Below are 13,955 nucleotides of genomic sequence, written 5' to 3'. Positions count from 1 at the left end.
TGGGCAAATGGCAGGAGATGTGTTATCTCAATCTGAGATAGATGCGCTGCTTTCCGCTATATCGACAGGGGAAATGTCAGCGGATGACATAAAAAAAGAGGACGAGGGACGTAAGGTTAAAGTTTATGATTTTAAACGAGCACTTCGCTTCTCAAAAGATCAAATCCGAAGTTTGACCCGAATACATGAAAATTTCGCACGACTATTGACAACCTTTTTCTCTGCACAGCTTAGAAGCTATGTACAAATTACGGTTGCATCAGTAGACCAAATACCATTTGAAGAGTTTGTTCGTTCCATTCCAAATATGACACTCATTAATGTATTTGAAGTGCCACCATTAGATGGTAATATATTGATGGAAATTAATCCTAATATTGCCTATTCGATGTTAGATCGCCTAATGGGCGGTAGTGGGGCAAGTCATAGTAATGTAGATAACCTAACGGAAATAGAAACAAAAATTATGACAAACCTTTTTGAACGCTCATTCGACAATTTACGCGAAGCATGGGAAAATGTTGCGGAAATTGATCCAATATTAGTGGAACTTGAAGTAAATCCACAATTTTTACAAATGATTTCACCTAATGAAACGGTTGTCGTAATTTCGTTAAATACGATAATTGGTGAGACAAGCGGTATGATTAATATTTGTATTCCACATGTTGTATTGGAGCCAATTGTTCCAAATCTTTCGGTTCGCTATTGGATGCAAACCAATACGAAAGAGATGTCACCAGAGCAAACAAAAATGCTTGAAACACGTGTGAAACAAGCCCAATTACCACTTTCAGTTGAATTAGGATTAACGGACATCACTATTGAAGATTTCCTAACAATGCAAGTTGGAGATGTCATACAGTTAGATCAAAAAATTGAAGCGCCATTATTACTAAAAGTAGGTACATTGCCAAAGTTCACTGTTCAACCAGGTAAAAAAGGCAAAAAATTAGCAATCCAGATTATCGACCCTTTGAAAGGAGGAGACGAAGATGAGTGATGAAATGCTCTCCCAAGAAGAAATTGAAGCGCTATTAAGGGGCGAGACGTTGGGAGATAAAAACAACGACACTGATGCTTCAACAAATGAAGAAATAAATGAGATACGAGTGGAGGATTACCTTGATTCGTTTGCACAAGATGCATTAGGAGAGGTAGGCAATATATCCTTTGGTAGCTCTGCCACAGCTCTTTCAGCGTTATTGGGTCAAAAAGTAGATATTACAACTCCAAGTATTTCAATGATTAATCGTAATAAATTAGAAGAGGAATTTCCTCATCCATATGTAGCTGTACAAGTTGAATATACAATTGGTTTGACAGGTATGAATTTACTTGTTATTAAACAATCTGATGCAGCAATTATCGCAGATTTAATGTTAGGTGGCGATGGATTAAATCCTAAGCCAGACTTAGGTGAAATTCAGCTAAGTGCTGTTCAAGAGGCTATGAATCAAATGATGGGCTCAGCTGCTACATCTATGTCGACGGTCTTCAACAAAAAAGTAGATATTTCTCCACCGACAATTGATTTAATGAACATCTCGCAAGATGAAGGTCGAGAAAATATCCCAGAAGACGATTTGCTGGTGAAAGTTTCATTTAGATTAAGAATTGGTAATTTAATTGATTCGAATTTAATGCAATTATTACCGCTTAAATTTAGTCAAAATATTGTAAAATCATTATTAGGTGAAACAGGAGTGTTTGAGGAACCGGTGGCAGCAACTATTGCACCTGAGGCTCCACCAGTTACACCACCGCCTGTTCAACAGCAAATACCTGTAGCACCACCATCTGAACAACCAGTTTATCAACAGCAGTCAGCACCGATGCAGCAACCGATTTATCAGGAGCCACAACAATTTGCACAACCAGCAAGACCTGCACAACCTGTAAATGTGCAACAAGCGCAGTTTGCTAGCTTCGATACAAATGTAATCTCTCAATCCGAAGCTAGAAATTTAAATATGCTACTTGATATTCCATTGCAAGTTACTGTAGAGTTAGGACGTACGAAACGTTCTGTTAAAGAGATTTTAGAACTATCAAGTGGTTCAATTATTGAACTGGATAAATTAGCGGGAGAACCGGTTGATATTTTAGTCAATAATCGTTTAATTGCTAAAGGGGAAGTCGTTGTTATTGACGAAAACTTTGGTGTCCGTATTACAGATGTTTTAAGTCAAGCAGAGCGTTTAAATAATTTAAGATAGTTTCAATTGGAGGAGTTAACCATGTCTAAAAGAATTTTGATTGTAGACGACGCTGCATTTATGCGCATGATGATCAAGGATATTTTATCAAAAAATGGATTTGAAGTTGTTGGAGAGGCAGCAGATGGTTTACAAGCTGTCGAAAAGTACAATGAACTAAAACCAGATTTAGTAACAATGGATATCACAATGCCAGAGATGGACGGTATTGCAGCCCTTAAAGCTATTAAGGGAACAGATCCAAGTGCAACTGTAATTATGTGTTCAGCAATGGGGCAACAAGCAATGGTAATCGATGCGATTCAAGCTGGTGCTAAAGACTTTATCGTAAAACCTTTCCAAGCAGATCGTGTAATTGAAGCGATTCAAAAAGCGCTAGGATGATTGCATGAAAATGTTAAAATCATTTCGTTTAACGATGATTTTCGCATTTCTTGTATCCTTCCTGTTTTTGTACCCGACACCGACTTCTGTCTATGCAGACGCTGATACAAATAGTGTCACGGATTGTATTAAAGACCCAGAAGCTTGTAATGGAGATACGACTGATCCAGCTGCTAAACAAGAAACAACTGTAACAGCAGCTGGAGATATATCTGCATGGGAATACATAAAAATGGTTTTGGCGCTTATTTTTGTTGTAGCTTTATTTTATGGATTGATGAAGTTTTTAAATAAACGAAATTTAAACTTCCAACGTAATCAAATGGTACAAAATTTAGGCGGTTTATCGTTAGGTGCGCAAAAGTCAGTTCAGCTTTTACAGGTAGGTAAAACATTGTATTTAGTTGGGGTCGGAGAAGACGTTCAGCTTTTACGAGAAATTACAGACCCTGAAGAAGTTGAAGCTCTTTTAGCCCTATATAACGAAAGGCAAGAATTTGCAGCAACATCACCGTATATTGCAGAAGTATTTTCTAAGTTTAAGAGAAAAGATAGCGCGAAGGTGCAAAATGAGCAGCAAAAGCAAGATTCATTTGGCAATCTATTCGAAAAAAAGCTATCAGAAATAAAACAGGAGCGTAGTGATGAGATAGAGAGATGGAAGCAGAAGGAGAAGGATGGTAAATGAATGATTTAATCAATATTTTTTCCAACAGCGATCCAACGAATGTCTCTACATCTGTAAAGCTCTTACTTTTACTAACAGTTTTATCACTTGCACCAAGTATTTTAATTTTAATGACATCCTTTGCTCGTATAGTCATAGTCTTATCCTTTGTGCGTACAGCATTGGCAACACAGCAAATGCCACCAAATCAAGTGATCATTGGGCTGGCACTATTTTTAACATTTTTTATCATGGCACCAACCTTTCAAGAGGTCAATAAAGAGGCATTACAACCATTGTTTGCTGAAGAAATTGGTATAGAAGAAGCCTATGACCGTGCTAGTGTGCCATTTAAAGAGTTTATGAGTAAGCATACTAGGCAAAAAGATCTTGATTTGTTTTTAACATATAATCAAGCAGAAAAACCAGCATCAGTGGAGGAAATCCCACTGACTATGCTTGTACCTGCCTTTGCTTTAAGTGAAATTAAAACAGCATTTCAAATTGGTTTTATGATTTTTATTCCATTCCTAGTGATCGATATGATTGTCGCGAGTACATTAATGTCGATGGGGATGATGATGTTACCGCCAGTAATGATTTCATTGCCATTTAAAATTTTATTATTTGTACTGGTTGATGGCTGGTATCTCGTTATGAAATCGTTACTACAAAGTTTTTAGGGGATGATACAGTATGACAGGTGAGTTGGTTATTTCCATTGCAGAGCGTGCTATAATGATTATCCTTCTAACAAGCGGTCCGCTACTATTAGTTGCTTTAATCTCGGGTTTAGCGGTAAGTATCTTTCAAGCCACAACTTCGATACAAGAGCAAACGTTAGCATTTGTACCAAAAATTATTGCTGTCTTAGTGGCCATCGTATTCTTTGGCCCTTGGATGCTATCTCAAGTTACAAGCTATGCGAGAGACATATTCGAGAATTTAACGCGATATATAGGGTGAGTACATGAATGAATTAATTCCGCATTTAACGGTTTTCTTATTAGTACTTGTACGTGTCTCAGCCTTTTTTGCTACGGTTCCTTTTTTTTCCTATAGAACCATTCCACCTCAAGTCAAAATTACTCTCGCACTGGTTTTAGCTTGGATGATGTACTATACAATTGATGTTGAGCCATTTGCATTCAATGATGATTACATATTATTAGTGATGAAAGAAGCACTAGTTGGACTATTACTCGGTCTAATGGGCTATATCATCATGTCCGCAATTCAAATTGCAGGAAGCTTTATCGATTTTCAAATGGGTTTTGCCATTGCCAATATAATTGACCCGCAAACAGGTGCTCAAAGTCCATTAATCGGTCAGTTTTTTAATATGCTAGCACTGCTTTTATTGTTAGCGATTGATGGCCATCATATGATTCTTAATGGAATCTACTACAGCTATCAATTTTTCCCGATGGATCAATTCCCAAGTTTTATGAACGAAAACTTTCCTCAATTTATTATCACAACTTTCACAGCAGTTTTTGCCATAGCATTCCAGATGGCTGCTCCTGTTGTAGCGACCTTATTCTTGGTCGATTTAGCTTTAGGGATCACTGCAAAAACAGTACCGCAATTAAATATATTTGTTGTCGGTTTTCCTATTAAAATTGGTGTTAGTTTTTTAGTGTTATTTACAATGATGGCCGTTATGATTCAAGTTATTCAAAAGCTTATTACGATAATGATTTATGGGATGCGTGATTTAATGGCCATTTTAGGTGGTGGATAATATGAGACTACTACTGAATTTAGAGCTACAATTTTTTGCGGGTGAAAAAACAGAAAAGGCAACCCCTAAGAAACGACAGGATGCTCGGAAAAAAGGGCAAGTTGTCAAGAGTCAAGATATTTCAAGTGCCATTGTAATGTTAATGGTATTTATCTTTTTGTTTTTCTTTGCTGGCTCTTTGCGTGACGAGCTATTAGCTTTTTTCAGGCAAACCTTTATTCATAACATACGCATCGAATCACTGACTATTGATAGTGTGATGCACCTATTTACAGAAACTTTGATTCAAATGGCTTTTATCATTGTGCCCATTATGGCAATTGCATTTGTCGGAGCACTTGCAGGTAACTTTTTGCAATTTGGTTTTCTTTTTACGTTAGAGCCAATGAAATTTGATTTGAAAAAGATGGACCCTATTAAAGGGTTAAAAAAGATATTTTCTGTCAAAGCCATTGTGGAGTTAATAAAGTCTGTTTTAAAGATTGGTTTTATCGGAAGTGTTACAACAATTATTATTTGGTCAAACTTACCAGAAGTTTTGGCGTTATCGTTTAAAAGTCCATGGATGACTCTCATTACGGTAGGGAAGCTTGTTGGTATTATGGGTATAGCAGCTTCTTTAGTATTACTTTGTGTATCCGTTTTAGACTGGATGTATCAAAAACATGAGTATGAAAAAAATCTTAAAATGTCTAAGCAAGATATTAAAGATGAATATAAAAATAGTGAGGGTGACCCTCTAATCAAATCAAAAATCAAACAACGCCAACGTGAGATGGCGATGAGACGTATGATGTCAGAGGTTCCGAGTGCGGATGTAGTTATTACCAACCCTACTCACTATGCAATTGCCCTCAAATATAATGAGGACAGTATGGATGCTCCTCGTGTTATTGCCAAGGGGACAGACTTTATTGCTCAAAAAATTAAACTGATCGCCAAAGAACATGATGTAATAATGGTTGAAAATCGACCTTTAGCACGAGCTATGTATGACCAGGTAGAAATAGGCGATCAGGTACCAGAAGAATTTTTCAAAGCAGTAGCAGAGATACTCGCTTATGTTTACCGAATTAAGCGAAAAATTTAAGGCTTTTTGTAGGAGGGACACAAATGAAAGTTCGCGATATTGGGGTTTTAGGTGCGGTTATTTTAATCGTTGCGATGCTCATCATCCCTCTTCCTCCGTGGATGTTAAGTTTTTTAATTGTCATTAATATTACATTAGGATTAATTGTACTGCTCACAGCAATGAGTATGAAAGAAGCATTGGATTTTTCCATTTTTCCTTCGGTGATTTTACTACTGACTTTGTTCCGATTAGGACTAAGTGTTTCCACAACTCGTGCCATCTTAGCAAATGGAGATGCAGGTTCGGTCGTTGAAACTTTTGGTGATTTCGTAGTTGGAGGAAATATACTTGTTGGTTTAGTCGTCTTCTTAATTTTAGTGTTAATTCAGTTTATTGTAATTACAAAAGGTGCAGAACGAGTAGCAGAAGTAGCGGCACGTTTCACACTTGATGCGATGCCAGGTAAACAAATGAGTATTGATGCTGACTTAAATGCGGGGATTATTTCCGAAAAAGAAGCGCGCGAGCGACGTGAAAAAGTTGCAGGAGAAGCTGACTTTTACGGTGCAATGGATGGTGCCACGAAATTTGTAAAAGGGGATGCCATCGCTTCAATGGTAATGGTTATTATCAATCTATTATTTGGTATCATCATTGGCGTTGTACAAATGGGGCTTCCATTTGCAGAAGCGGCAACTCATTTTTCGAAACTAACAGTTGGGGACGGTATTGTATCCCAAATTCCTGCCTTGCTTATTTCGACTGCTACAGGGATTGTCGTAACACGAGCCTCTTCTAAAGGGAGTCTTGGTCAAGACATTACAGGCCAATTATTTGCTCAAGCTAAGCTGCTTTATGTAGCAGGAGGTACCATTGTATTACTAGGGCTATTTACGCCAATACCAAACTGGGTAACGCTGCCAATAGGCCTTTCGTTAATTGCGGGAGCTTATATGATGGAACGTAAGAAGCCAGAGGATGAAGAAGAATTACAGGAGATTGAAGAAGAAGTGGCTACTGACGGCATGAAGAGTCCTGAGAATGTTGTGAATTTATTAAATGTGGACCCAATTGAATTCGAATTTGGTTATGGATTAATTCCCTTAGTAGATGCCGCTCAAGGTGGGGATTTATTAGACCGTGTTATCATGATTCGTCGACAGCTTGCCTTGGAGTTAGGTATCGTGATTCCAGTAGTCCGTATTCGAGACAATATTCAGCTTCAACCAAATGAATATCGAATTAAAATAAAGGGGAATGAAATGGCACGAGGAGAACTTTTACTAGATCATTATTTAGCGATGAGTCCTGGCGACGATGATTCTATTGAAGGTATTGATACTGTCGAGCCATCATTTGGATTACCAGCTAAGTGGATTACAGAGCAAGTAAAAGAGGACGCGGAAATGTACGGTTACACAGTTGTGGACCCACCGAGTGTGGTGTCAACACATTTAACAGAAATAATTAGAGCAAATGCTCATGAGTTATTAGGCCGTCAAGAGACAAAGCAGTTAATCGATCATTTACGCGAATCCCATCCAATTTTAGTAGAAGAATTGACACCTGCACCTTTATCTACTGGAGAAATTCAAAAGGTACTGGGTAAGCTTCTTCGAGAGAATGTATCAGTGCGTAACTTGCCAATTATTTTTGAGACGCTTGCAGACTATGCAAAATTAACGAGTGATACAGATATCTTAGCTGAATATGTACGTCAAGCATTGGCTCGTCAAATTACAGCACAGTATGTTGGGGATAGTTCAGTATTAAAGGTGATTACGGTTTCTGGTAAAGTAGAAAAAATGATCGCTGATAGTATCCAACAAACGGATCACGGAAATTATTTAGCGATGGATCCACAAGATTCTCAAACAGTATTAGAAACTATTGCAGCGGAAGTAGAGCGTGTTTCGTTTATGGAGCAATCAGCTATTATATTATGCTCTCCAGCAGTTCGAATGTATTTACGTCAACTAACGGAGCGTTATTTCCCACAAATTCCGGTTCTATCCTATAATGAATTGGATGCTTCGGTTGAAATTCAAAGTGTTGGGGTGGTGAATGTTTAATGAAAATGAAAAAGTATTATGCATCATCCATACCAGAGGCGATGAAGCAAGTGCGAGCAGAATTAGGTGAGGACGCAGTCATATTAAATTCAAAAGTCGTCATCACAAAGAAATTTTTTGGCATGATAAAAAAGAAAAGTTTTGAAGTGGTTGCGGGTATTGATGCAATGGAGCCACAACAAGTGGCTTCAGTACCAACACCACCAGCTGGACTGCCAGTAGTAAAAAAAGAAAATGCAAGGTTACAAGAGATTACAAATGCTATTCAAGCAAAAATACATCAGGAGCCACCCCTTGGTGTAGCAGCAGTACATGAGGACGCTAGCATGTCAGAAGAATTGAGAAAAGAAATTGCTGATTTAAAATCATTAATGCAATCGATGCATAAAAAGACTACCCAAGCTCAATATCCCGATGAACTCTTACCCTTCATTGAATACTTAAGACAGCAAGAGCTAAGTGAAGAGCTCATCACAACGATAGGTGATGAGCTTTTTATGCATTTTAAAGAAGCATCCGAAATAAATTTCTCGCAATGTAAATTGATAGCAAAAAATTTACTACGTAAGAAGCTAGAAGTACTTCCCATCGGAGGATTATCCTACGAAAGAAAATATATAAACATTTTAGGACCAACAGGGGTTGGAAAGACTACAACCATTGCCAAAATGGCAGCTAGAGCTGTGTTAGAAAAAAAGAAAAAGATTGGCTTTATTACGACAGATACTTATCGGATTGCGGCAATAGAGCAGCTCAAAACATATGCTGGTCTCTTACAAGCTCCTGTTGAAATTGCTTACAATGCAACAGATTTTGAACAAGCAATCCAGAGATTATCACATTTAGATTTGGTTTTTATTGATACAGCTGGTCGAAATTATAAAGAAGTCAAGTATGTTGATGATCTCCAACGTCTCATAAAATTCGATGATCATGCAGAATCTTATTTAGTGCTTGCAATGACAACGAAAGAAAGGGATATGGAGAATATTGTAGATCAATTTAAGCAATTACCAATTGAAAAATTCATTTTTACAAAAATTGATGAAACAAATTCTATTGGCACAATGATCAATTTAATGATTAAATATAATAAAGGACTTGCTTACTATACGAATGGTCAAGAAGTACCAGAAGATATTGAAGAAGCTGATTTAGAAGCAGTACTTAATTTGTTTTTTCAAGGTGAAGAAAAATGAGAGACCAAGCTGAAGCATTACGCTTAAAAATGATGAAACAGCAAGGCGAACTAGGTAGAGCGATTGCAGTTGTAAGTGGCAAAGGTGGAGTAGGTAAAAGTAACTTCACAATGAACTTTGCCATGACTTTGGCCCAAAAGGGAAAAAGAGTTGTCATTGTAGATATGGATATTGGGATGGGGAATATCCATATCTTAATTGGGAAAAATGCTTCTTATAGTTTAAAAGATTACTTAGAAGGAAATAAGCTACTAGATGAGGTAATATTTGAAGGGCCTTATGATTTAAGGTATATTTCAGGTGGGTCAGGTATGACGAGCGTGCTTGATTGGTCTCATAGTATGTTTGAACGACTTATTCAAGCATTTGAAGAACTTCAAAAAAACTATGATTATATTTTATTTGATATGGGCGCTGGTGCTACTAATTGGTCGTTAGATTTACTCACATCCATTGATGAAATTATCGTCATTTCAACAGCGGAACCTACTTCTATTACAGATGCGTATTCCATGATGAAATATATTCATGTTCGAGATCCAGATAAGCAGTTTTATATTCTCTGTAACCGCGCTTTCAGTAAAGAAGAAGGAATAGAAACGAATGAACGTTTGCAGTTAACAATGAAACGTTTTTTAGACAAAGAAACGATCATTCTTGGTTCATTACCTGAAGACCCTGTTGTGCGTAAGGCAGTGCGCGAGCAAGTGCCATTCTCACTTGCTTATCCAGACGCATTAATATCAAAGACAATGCAACTTATAGTCGTTCGTTTTATGGAGCAACGTGCGGAGGAAATACATGCACATGATCAAACAACGAAAAAATTTTTAACGAAACTTAGAAGTATTTTCTCGAAAGGGCGTGATTAATTGGACTTTTTGCATAAAAGCAAGCTTTTAGTTGTGGATGATTCTGCTTTTATGAGAAAGCTAATTAGTGACTTTTTTGTTGGCAACTCGAAGGTGGAAGTAGTTGGAACAGCTCGAAATGGAAAAGATGCGATCAAAAAGATACAATCGTTGAAGCCAAACGTTGTAACAATGGATATTGAGATGCCTGAAATGAACGGGCTCGATGCTTTAAAAGAAATTATGATACAATGTCCAGTTCCTGTAGTAATGCTCTCAAGTACCACTCAACGTGGGACAGACAATGCAATTGCAGCAATTGAGAGCGGGGCAGTCGATTTTGTTGCCAAGCCTAGCGGGACCATCTCCCTTGATTTACATAAAATTCAAAATGAACTTGTGCACAAAGTGGAACAAGCTGCAACGGTGCCAGTTTCCAAATTGAAAAAACCTTCTGGAAGTAAACGACAACACGAACAAGTGACAAGGGTGAGTACCGTAATAAAGGAACCACAACAGCATGGACGAACAAATACGTCTACTAATGTTGTTTCTACTAAGGTAGCCGTAACTAAACCAATGGTAGAATGGAGTAAAATAGGAAAGAAGATTGTGTTAATTGGCACATCAACAGGAGGACCTCGCGCGCTTCAGGAGGTTGTTACTAAAATTCCTAAGTCTATTCAAGCTCCAATATTAATTGTTCAGCATATGCCTGCTGGATTTACTAAATCGCTTGCTAATCGACTTGATCAGCTAAGTGAAATTTCTGTTAAAGAAGCTGAACAGGGCGATATTTTGCAAAATGGAGTGGCTTATATTGCACCAGGTGGATATCATTTAAAACTTAGAAAAGTAGGGACAACTTTTGGCATTGTTCTTGATAATCAAGAAGCACCAAGATCTGGCCACCGACCTTCTGTAGATGTCATGTTCGAAGATGTTAGTCAATATAAAGATTTTGATAAAGTAGCAGTGATTATGACAGGTATGGGCCATGATGGCTCTAATGGTCTAAAAGCATTAAAACATACTGGCAATGTCATTGCTATTGCAGAATCAGCAGAAACTTGCATTGTATATGGTATGCCAAAAGCAGCAGTAGAAACGCAACTTGTTGATGAAGTTGCAGATGTAGATGATATTGCACAAACAATAATGAAATATTTGCCTTAAAAGGGGTGTCCTCTTATGGAAGTCAATCAATATTTAGAGATGTTTATTGAAGAAAGTAAAGAACATTTACAAGCGTGTAGTGAACATTTATTAGAATTAGAAAAAAATCCAGATGATTTGGCAATTGTTGGGGAAATATTCCGCTCTGCACACACATTAAAAGGTATGTCTGCCACAATGGGCTTCGAAGATTTAGCAGATTTAACCCATAAAATGGAGAATGTTTTAGATGCCATCCGTAATGAGAAGATTCATGTAACACCTGAAATTTTAGATGTTGTATTTGAATCTGTTGATCATTTAGAAGAAATGGTGATGGATATTGCGAATGGTGGAGATGGTAAGCGTGATGTTTCCTCAACTGTCGCACAACTAAAGCGTATAGAACTAGGCGAGGAAGCAGCAATACCAGAGGTGGTAGCAACGGTTGCTGCACCGGTTGTTGAAAGTGTATTAGAATATGATTCGTTTGAACAAACAGTCATTACACAATCGGCTGAACAAGGCTTTAATGCTTTTGAAATTTTAGTAACATTACGTGACGATTGCCTTCTTAAGGCAGCACGTGTATTTATGGTGTTTGAGATTTTGGAAAAAGATGGGGATGTCATTAAATCAAGTCCATCTGTTGAAAAGTTAGAAGATGAACAGTTTGATCAACAATTTTATGTAGCTTTTGTCACAAAAACAACAGCTGAGGATATGCAGAAAAAGCTAATGAAAGTTTCTGAAGTTGATGAGGTTATAGTGACTACAATTGACCAACGGAAATTTAGTGAAAAAGTATTTGAAGCGCAACAAGAAGTAGCAGCAACTGCAACAGCAGTGGCTGAGGTAGCTGCTATACCAACAAGTACGCCTGCTGCTAAAGCCGAGCCTATTGCAAAACCTGCTAAAGAGGCTACACCTTCCAAGGCTGACAAAAATCATGCACCAGTAGGTAATAAAACAATTCGTGTAAATATTGAACGTCTAGATATTTTAATGAACTTGTTTGAAGAGCTTGTCATTGATCGTGGAAGACTGCAATCTATCTCTACTGAAGTAAATCATGGCGAACTAAATGAAACAGTAGAGCGTATGAGTCGTGTGATGGGTGATTTGCAAACTATTATTTTAACAATGCGAATGGTACCTGTAGAAACAGTGTTCAATCGTTTCCCGAAAATGATTCGTCAGCTATCACGTGATTTAAATAAGAAAATCAACCTTGAAATTATTGGTGCTGAAACCGAACTAGATCGCACAGTAATTGATGAAATTGGAGATCCGCTTGTTCACTTGATTCGTAATTCTGTGGATCATGGCATTGAGAATCCAACTGCTCGTCGTGCAAAAGGCAAGCCTGAAGAAGGAACGGTCGTATTGCGTGCCTATCATAGCGGAAACTACGTCTTTATTGAAATTGAAGACGATGGCGCGGGCATAAATAGAGAAAAAGTGTTAGCGAAAGCTATTTCAAAAGGTATTGTTACACAAGAACAATCCTATTCAATGTCTGATAAACAAATTAATGAGCTTATTCTAGCTTCAGGCTTCTCAACTGCAGATGTTATTTCAGATGTATCTGGTCGTGGAGTAGGTTTAGATGTTGTAAAAACAACGATTGAATCACTAGGTGGCAATATTTCAATTGAATCAACACAGGATGTTGGATCCATCTTCTCGATTCAATTACCACTGACATTATCAATTATTTCAGTTATGCTTGTGGAGATTGAAAAGGAAATTTATGCTATTCCACTATCTTCTATTATCGAAACATCTATTATCCGTTCATCAGAGATTATGAATGCGCATAATCAAAAAGTAATCGACTTCCGTGGCAAAGTTGTGCCGTTGGTATTCTTAGAGGAAATCTTTGAGGTACCTCGTCAAGAGCATCAAGATGAAGAATTCCACTCAGTGGTGATTGTCCGTAAGGGTGAAAAACTTGCTGGTTTAGTGGTGGATTCATTCATTGGCCAACAAGAGATTGTCTTGAAGTCTTTAGGAAATTACTTAACAAATATCTTTGCCATTTCAGGAGCAACAATCTTAGGCAATGGTAAAGTAGCCTTAATTGTAGATTGCAACGCACTAATTAAATAAGGTGAATGAATAAGAGAGGTGTAAAGTATGACAAATGCAGTGGAGCAAGAAAGTATTAAAGTAATAGTTTTTCAGTTAGCAGATAAAGAATATGCAATTCCTGTGTCCCATGTTCAAGGAATTGAGAAATTAATGCATATTACACGTGTACCGAAAACAGCGAAATATGTAAAAGGTGTAATTAATCTACGAGGTGTTGTCACACCAATTGTGGATTTACGTGAACGTTTTGAATTACCTATTTCTGAACATGAGGAAACAACACGCATTATTATTATTTCATTAGAAGATATGGAAGTAGGCTTTGTAGTGGATTCTGCTAACGACGTTATTGATATTCCTGCAAGTGCTATTGAACCCCAACCAGAAGTCGTTGGCTCACTTGAAGAAGAATTTATTTCAGGCGTTGCTAAAGTAGAGAAGCGATTATTAATCTTATTACATTTAGAAAAAGTATTAAATCCACTAAAGTAGGGATCG

General features: G+C 37.5%; 14 protein-coding genes. All 14 read left to right on the top strand.

Annotated features, from left to right (window positions below):
• The first annotated feature begins 7 nt into the window (after positions 1–7).
• From fliM to EW028_RS18525, 14 genes are read left to right on the top strand one after another with little or no spacing between them, the layout of a single operon-like run.
• Entirely contained in the window at positions 8–1,003 is a 996-nt protein-coding gene (gene fliM, locus EW028_RS18590; protein ID WP_004269290.1) for a flagellar motor switch protein FliM, read from the top strand.
• Entirely contained in the window at positions 996–2,219 is a 1,224-nt protein-coding gene (fliY, locus tag EW028_RS18585; RefSeq protein ID WP_131521896.1) for a flagellar motor switch phosphatase FliY, read from the top strand. The genes fliM and fliY overlap by 8 nt, the downstream gene beginning before the upstream one ends.
• A 21-nt stretch (positions 2,220–2,240) precedes the next feature.
• Positions 2,241–2,603 carry a response regulator gene (locus tag EW028_RS18580; protein ID WP_004269288.1) on the top strand — a complete coding sequence of 121 codons (363 nt, stop codon included), beginning with the start codon at positions 2,241–2,243 and terminating at the stop codon, positions 2,601–2,603.
• Positions 2,604–2,613: 10 nt separating this feature from the next.
• Positions 2,614–3,291, top strand: coding sequence for a flagellar biosynthetic protein FliO (locus EW028_RS18575; protein ID WP_004269287.1), 678 nt, complete (start codon positions 2,614–2,616; stop codon positions 3,289–3,291).
• The gene (gene fliP / locus EW028_RS18570) at positions 3,288–3,953 is read left to right on the top strand and encodes a flagellar type III secretion system pore protein FliP (RefSeq protein ID WP_048391597.1); all 666 of its coding nucleotides are present in this window, start codon (positions 3,288–3,290) and stop codon (positions 3,951–3,953) included. The genes EW028_RS18575 and fliP overlap by 4 nt, the downstream gene beginning before the upstream one ends.
• A gap of 13 nt (positions 3,954–3,966) precedes the next feature.
• A complete protein-coding gene (gene fliQ / locus EW028_RS18565) occupies positions 3,967–4,236 on the top strand; it encodes a flagellar biosynthesis protein FliQ (protein WP_004269285.1) in 270 nt (89 codons plus the stop codon).
• 4 nt (positions 4,237–4,240) lie between these two features.
• A complete protein-coding gene (gene fliR, locus EW028_RS18560) occupies positions 4,241–5,014 on the top strand; it encodes a flagellar biosynthetic protein FliR (RefSeq protein WP_004269284.1) in 774 nt (257 codons plus the stop codon).
• Between the two features lies 1 nt (position 5,015).
• A complete protein-coding gene (gene flhB, locus EW028_RS18555; RefSeq protein WP_048391594.1) occupies positions 5,016–6,104 on the top strand; it encodes a flagellar biosynthesis protein FlhB in 1,089 nt (362 codons plus the stop codon).
• Between the two features lie 23 nt (positions 6,105–6,127).
• A complete protein-coding gene (gene flhA / locus EW028_RS18550; protein ID WP_131521895.1) occupies positions 6,128–8,158 on the top strand; it encodes a flagellar biosynthesis protein FlhA in 2,031 nt (676 codons plus the stop codon).
• Complete coding sequence (gene flhF, locus EW028_RS18545; RefSeq protein WP_131521894.1) at positions 8,158–9,357, top strand: flagellar biosynthesis GTPase FlhF; 1,200 nt, start codon at positions 8,158–8,160, stop codon at positions 9,355–9,357. The genes flhA and flhF overlap by 1 nt, the downstream gene beginning before the upstream one ends.
• Entirely contained in the window at positions 9,354–10,229 is an 876-nt protein-coding gene (locus EW028_RS18540) for a MinD/ParA family protein (RefSeq protein ID WP_131521893.1), read from the top strand. The genes flhF and EW028_RS18540 overlap by 4 nt, the downstream gene beginning before the upstream one ends.
• Positions 10,230–11,384: a protein-glutamate methylesterase/protein-glutamine glutaminase gene (locus EW028_RS18535; RefSeq protein ID WP_131521892.1), complete on the top strand. Its 1,155-nt coding sequence runs from the start codon at positions 10,230–10,232 to the stop codon at positions 11,382–11,384.
• A 15-nt stretch (positions 11,385–11,399) separates the two neighbouring features.
• Positions 11,400–13,475 carry a chemotaxis protein CheA gene (locus tag EW028_RS18530; RefSeq protein WP_131521891.1) on the top strand — a complete coding sequence of 692 codons (2,076 nt, stop codon included), beginning with the start codon at positions 11,400–11,402 and terminating at the stop codon, positions 13,473–13,475.
• 27 nt (positions 13,476–13,502) lie between these two features.
• The gene (locus EW028_RS18525) at positions 13,503–13,949 is read left to right on the top strand and encodes a chemotaxis protein CheW (protein ID WP_004269272.1); all 447 of its coding nucleotides are present in this window, start codon (positions 13,503–13,505) and stop codon (positions 13,947–13,949) included.
• Positions 13,950–13,955: the final 6 nt, after the last annotated feature.

This window comes from Lysinibacillus sp. OL1, assembly GCF_004332175.1.
Classification (GTDB): Bacteria; Bacillota; Bacilli; order Bacillales_A; family Planococcaceae; genus Lysinibacillus; species Lysinibacillus capsici.
This window is presented reverse-complemented; position numbering and strand designations above follow the sequence as displayed.

What these genes read in the sequence shown, in the direction of transcription:
- fliM (WP_004269290.1), top strand. Translation starts at nt 8, where the DNA reads ATGGCAGGAGATGTGTTATCTCAATCTGAGATAGATGCGCTGCTTTCC.
- fliR (WP_004269284.1), top strand. Translation starts at nt 4,241, where the DNA reads ATGAATGAATTAATTCCGCATTTAACGGTTTTCTTATTAGTACTTGTA.
- EW028_RS18540 (WP_131521893.1), top strand. Translation starts at nt 9,354, where the DNA reads ATGAGAGACCAAGCTGAAGCATTACGCTTAAAAATGATGAAACAGCAA.
- flhF (WP_131521894.1), top strand. Translation starts at nt 8,158, where the DNA reads ATGAAAATGAAAAAGTATTATGCATCATCCATACCAGAGGCGATGAAG.
- EW028_RS18525 (WP_004269272.1), top strand. Translation starts at nt 13,503, where the DNA reads ATGACAAATGCAGTGGAGCAAGAAAGTATTAAAGTAATAGTTTTTCAG.
- EW028_RS18580 (WP_004269288.1), top strand. Translation starts at nt 2,241, where the DNA reads ATGTCTAAAAGAATTTTGATTGTAGACGACGCTGCATTTATGCGCATG.
- flhA (WP_131521895.1), top strand. Translation starts at nt 6,128, where the DNA reads ATGAAAGTTCGCGATATTGGGGTTTTAGGTGCGGTTATTTTAATCGTT.
- fliP (WP_048391597.1), top strand. Translation starts at nt 3,288, where the DNA reads ATGAATGATTTAATCAATATTTTTTCCAACAGCGATCCAACGAATGTC.
- EW028_RS18575 (WP_004269287.1), top strand. Translation starts at nt 2,614, where the DNA reads ATGTTAAAATCATTTCGTTTAACGATGATTTTCGCATTTCTTGTATCC.
- EW028_RS18530 (WP_131521891.1), top strand. Translation starts at nt 11,400, where the DNA reads ATGGAAGTCAATCAATATTTAGAGATGTTTATTGAAGAAAGTAAAGAA.
- flhB (WP_048391594.1), top strand. Translation starts at nt 5,016, where the DNA reads ATGAGACTACTACTGAATTTAGAGCTACAATTTTTTGCGGGTGAAAAA.
- fliQ (WP_004269285.1), top strand. Translation starts at nt 3,967, where the DNA reads ATGACAGGTGAGTTGGTTATTTCCATTGCAGAGCGTGCTATAATGATT.
- fliY (WP_131521896.1), top strand. Translation starts at nt 996, where the DNA reads ATGAGTGATGAAATGCTCTCCCAAGAAGAAATTGAAGCGCTATTAAGG.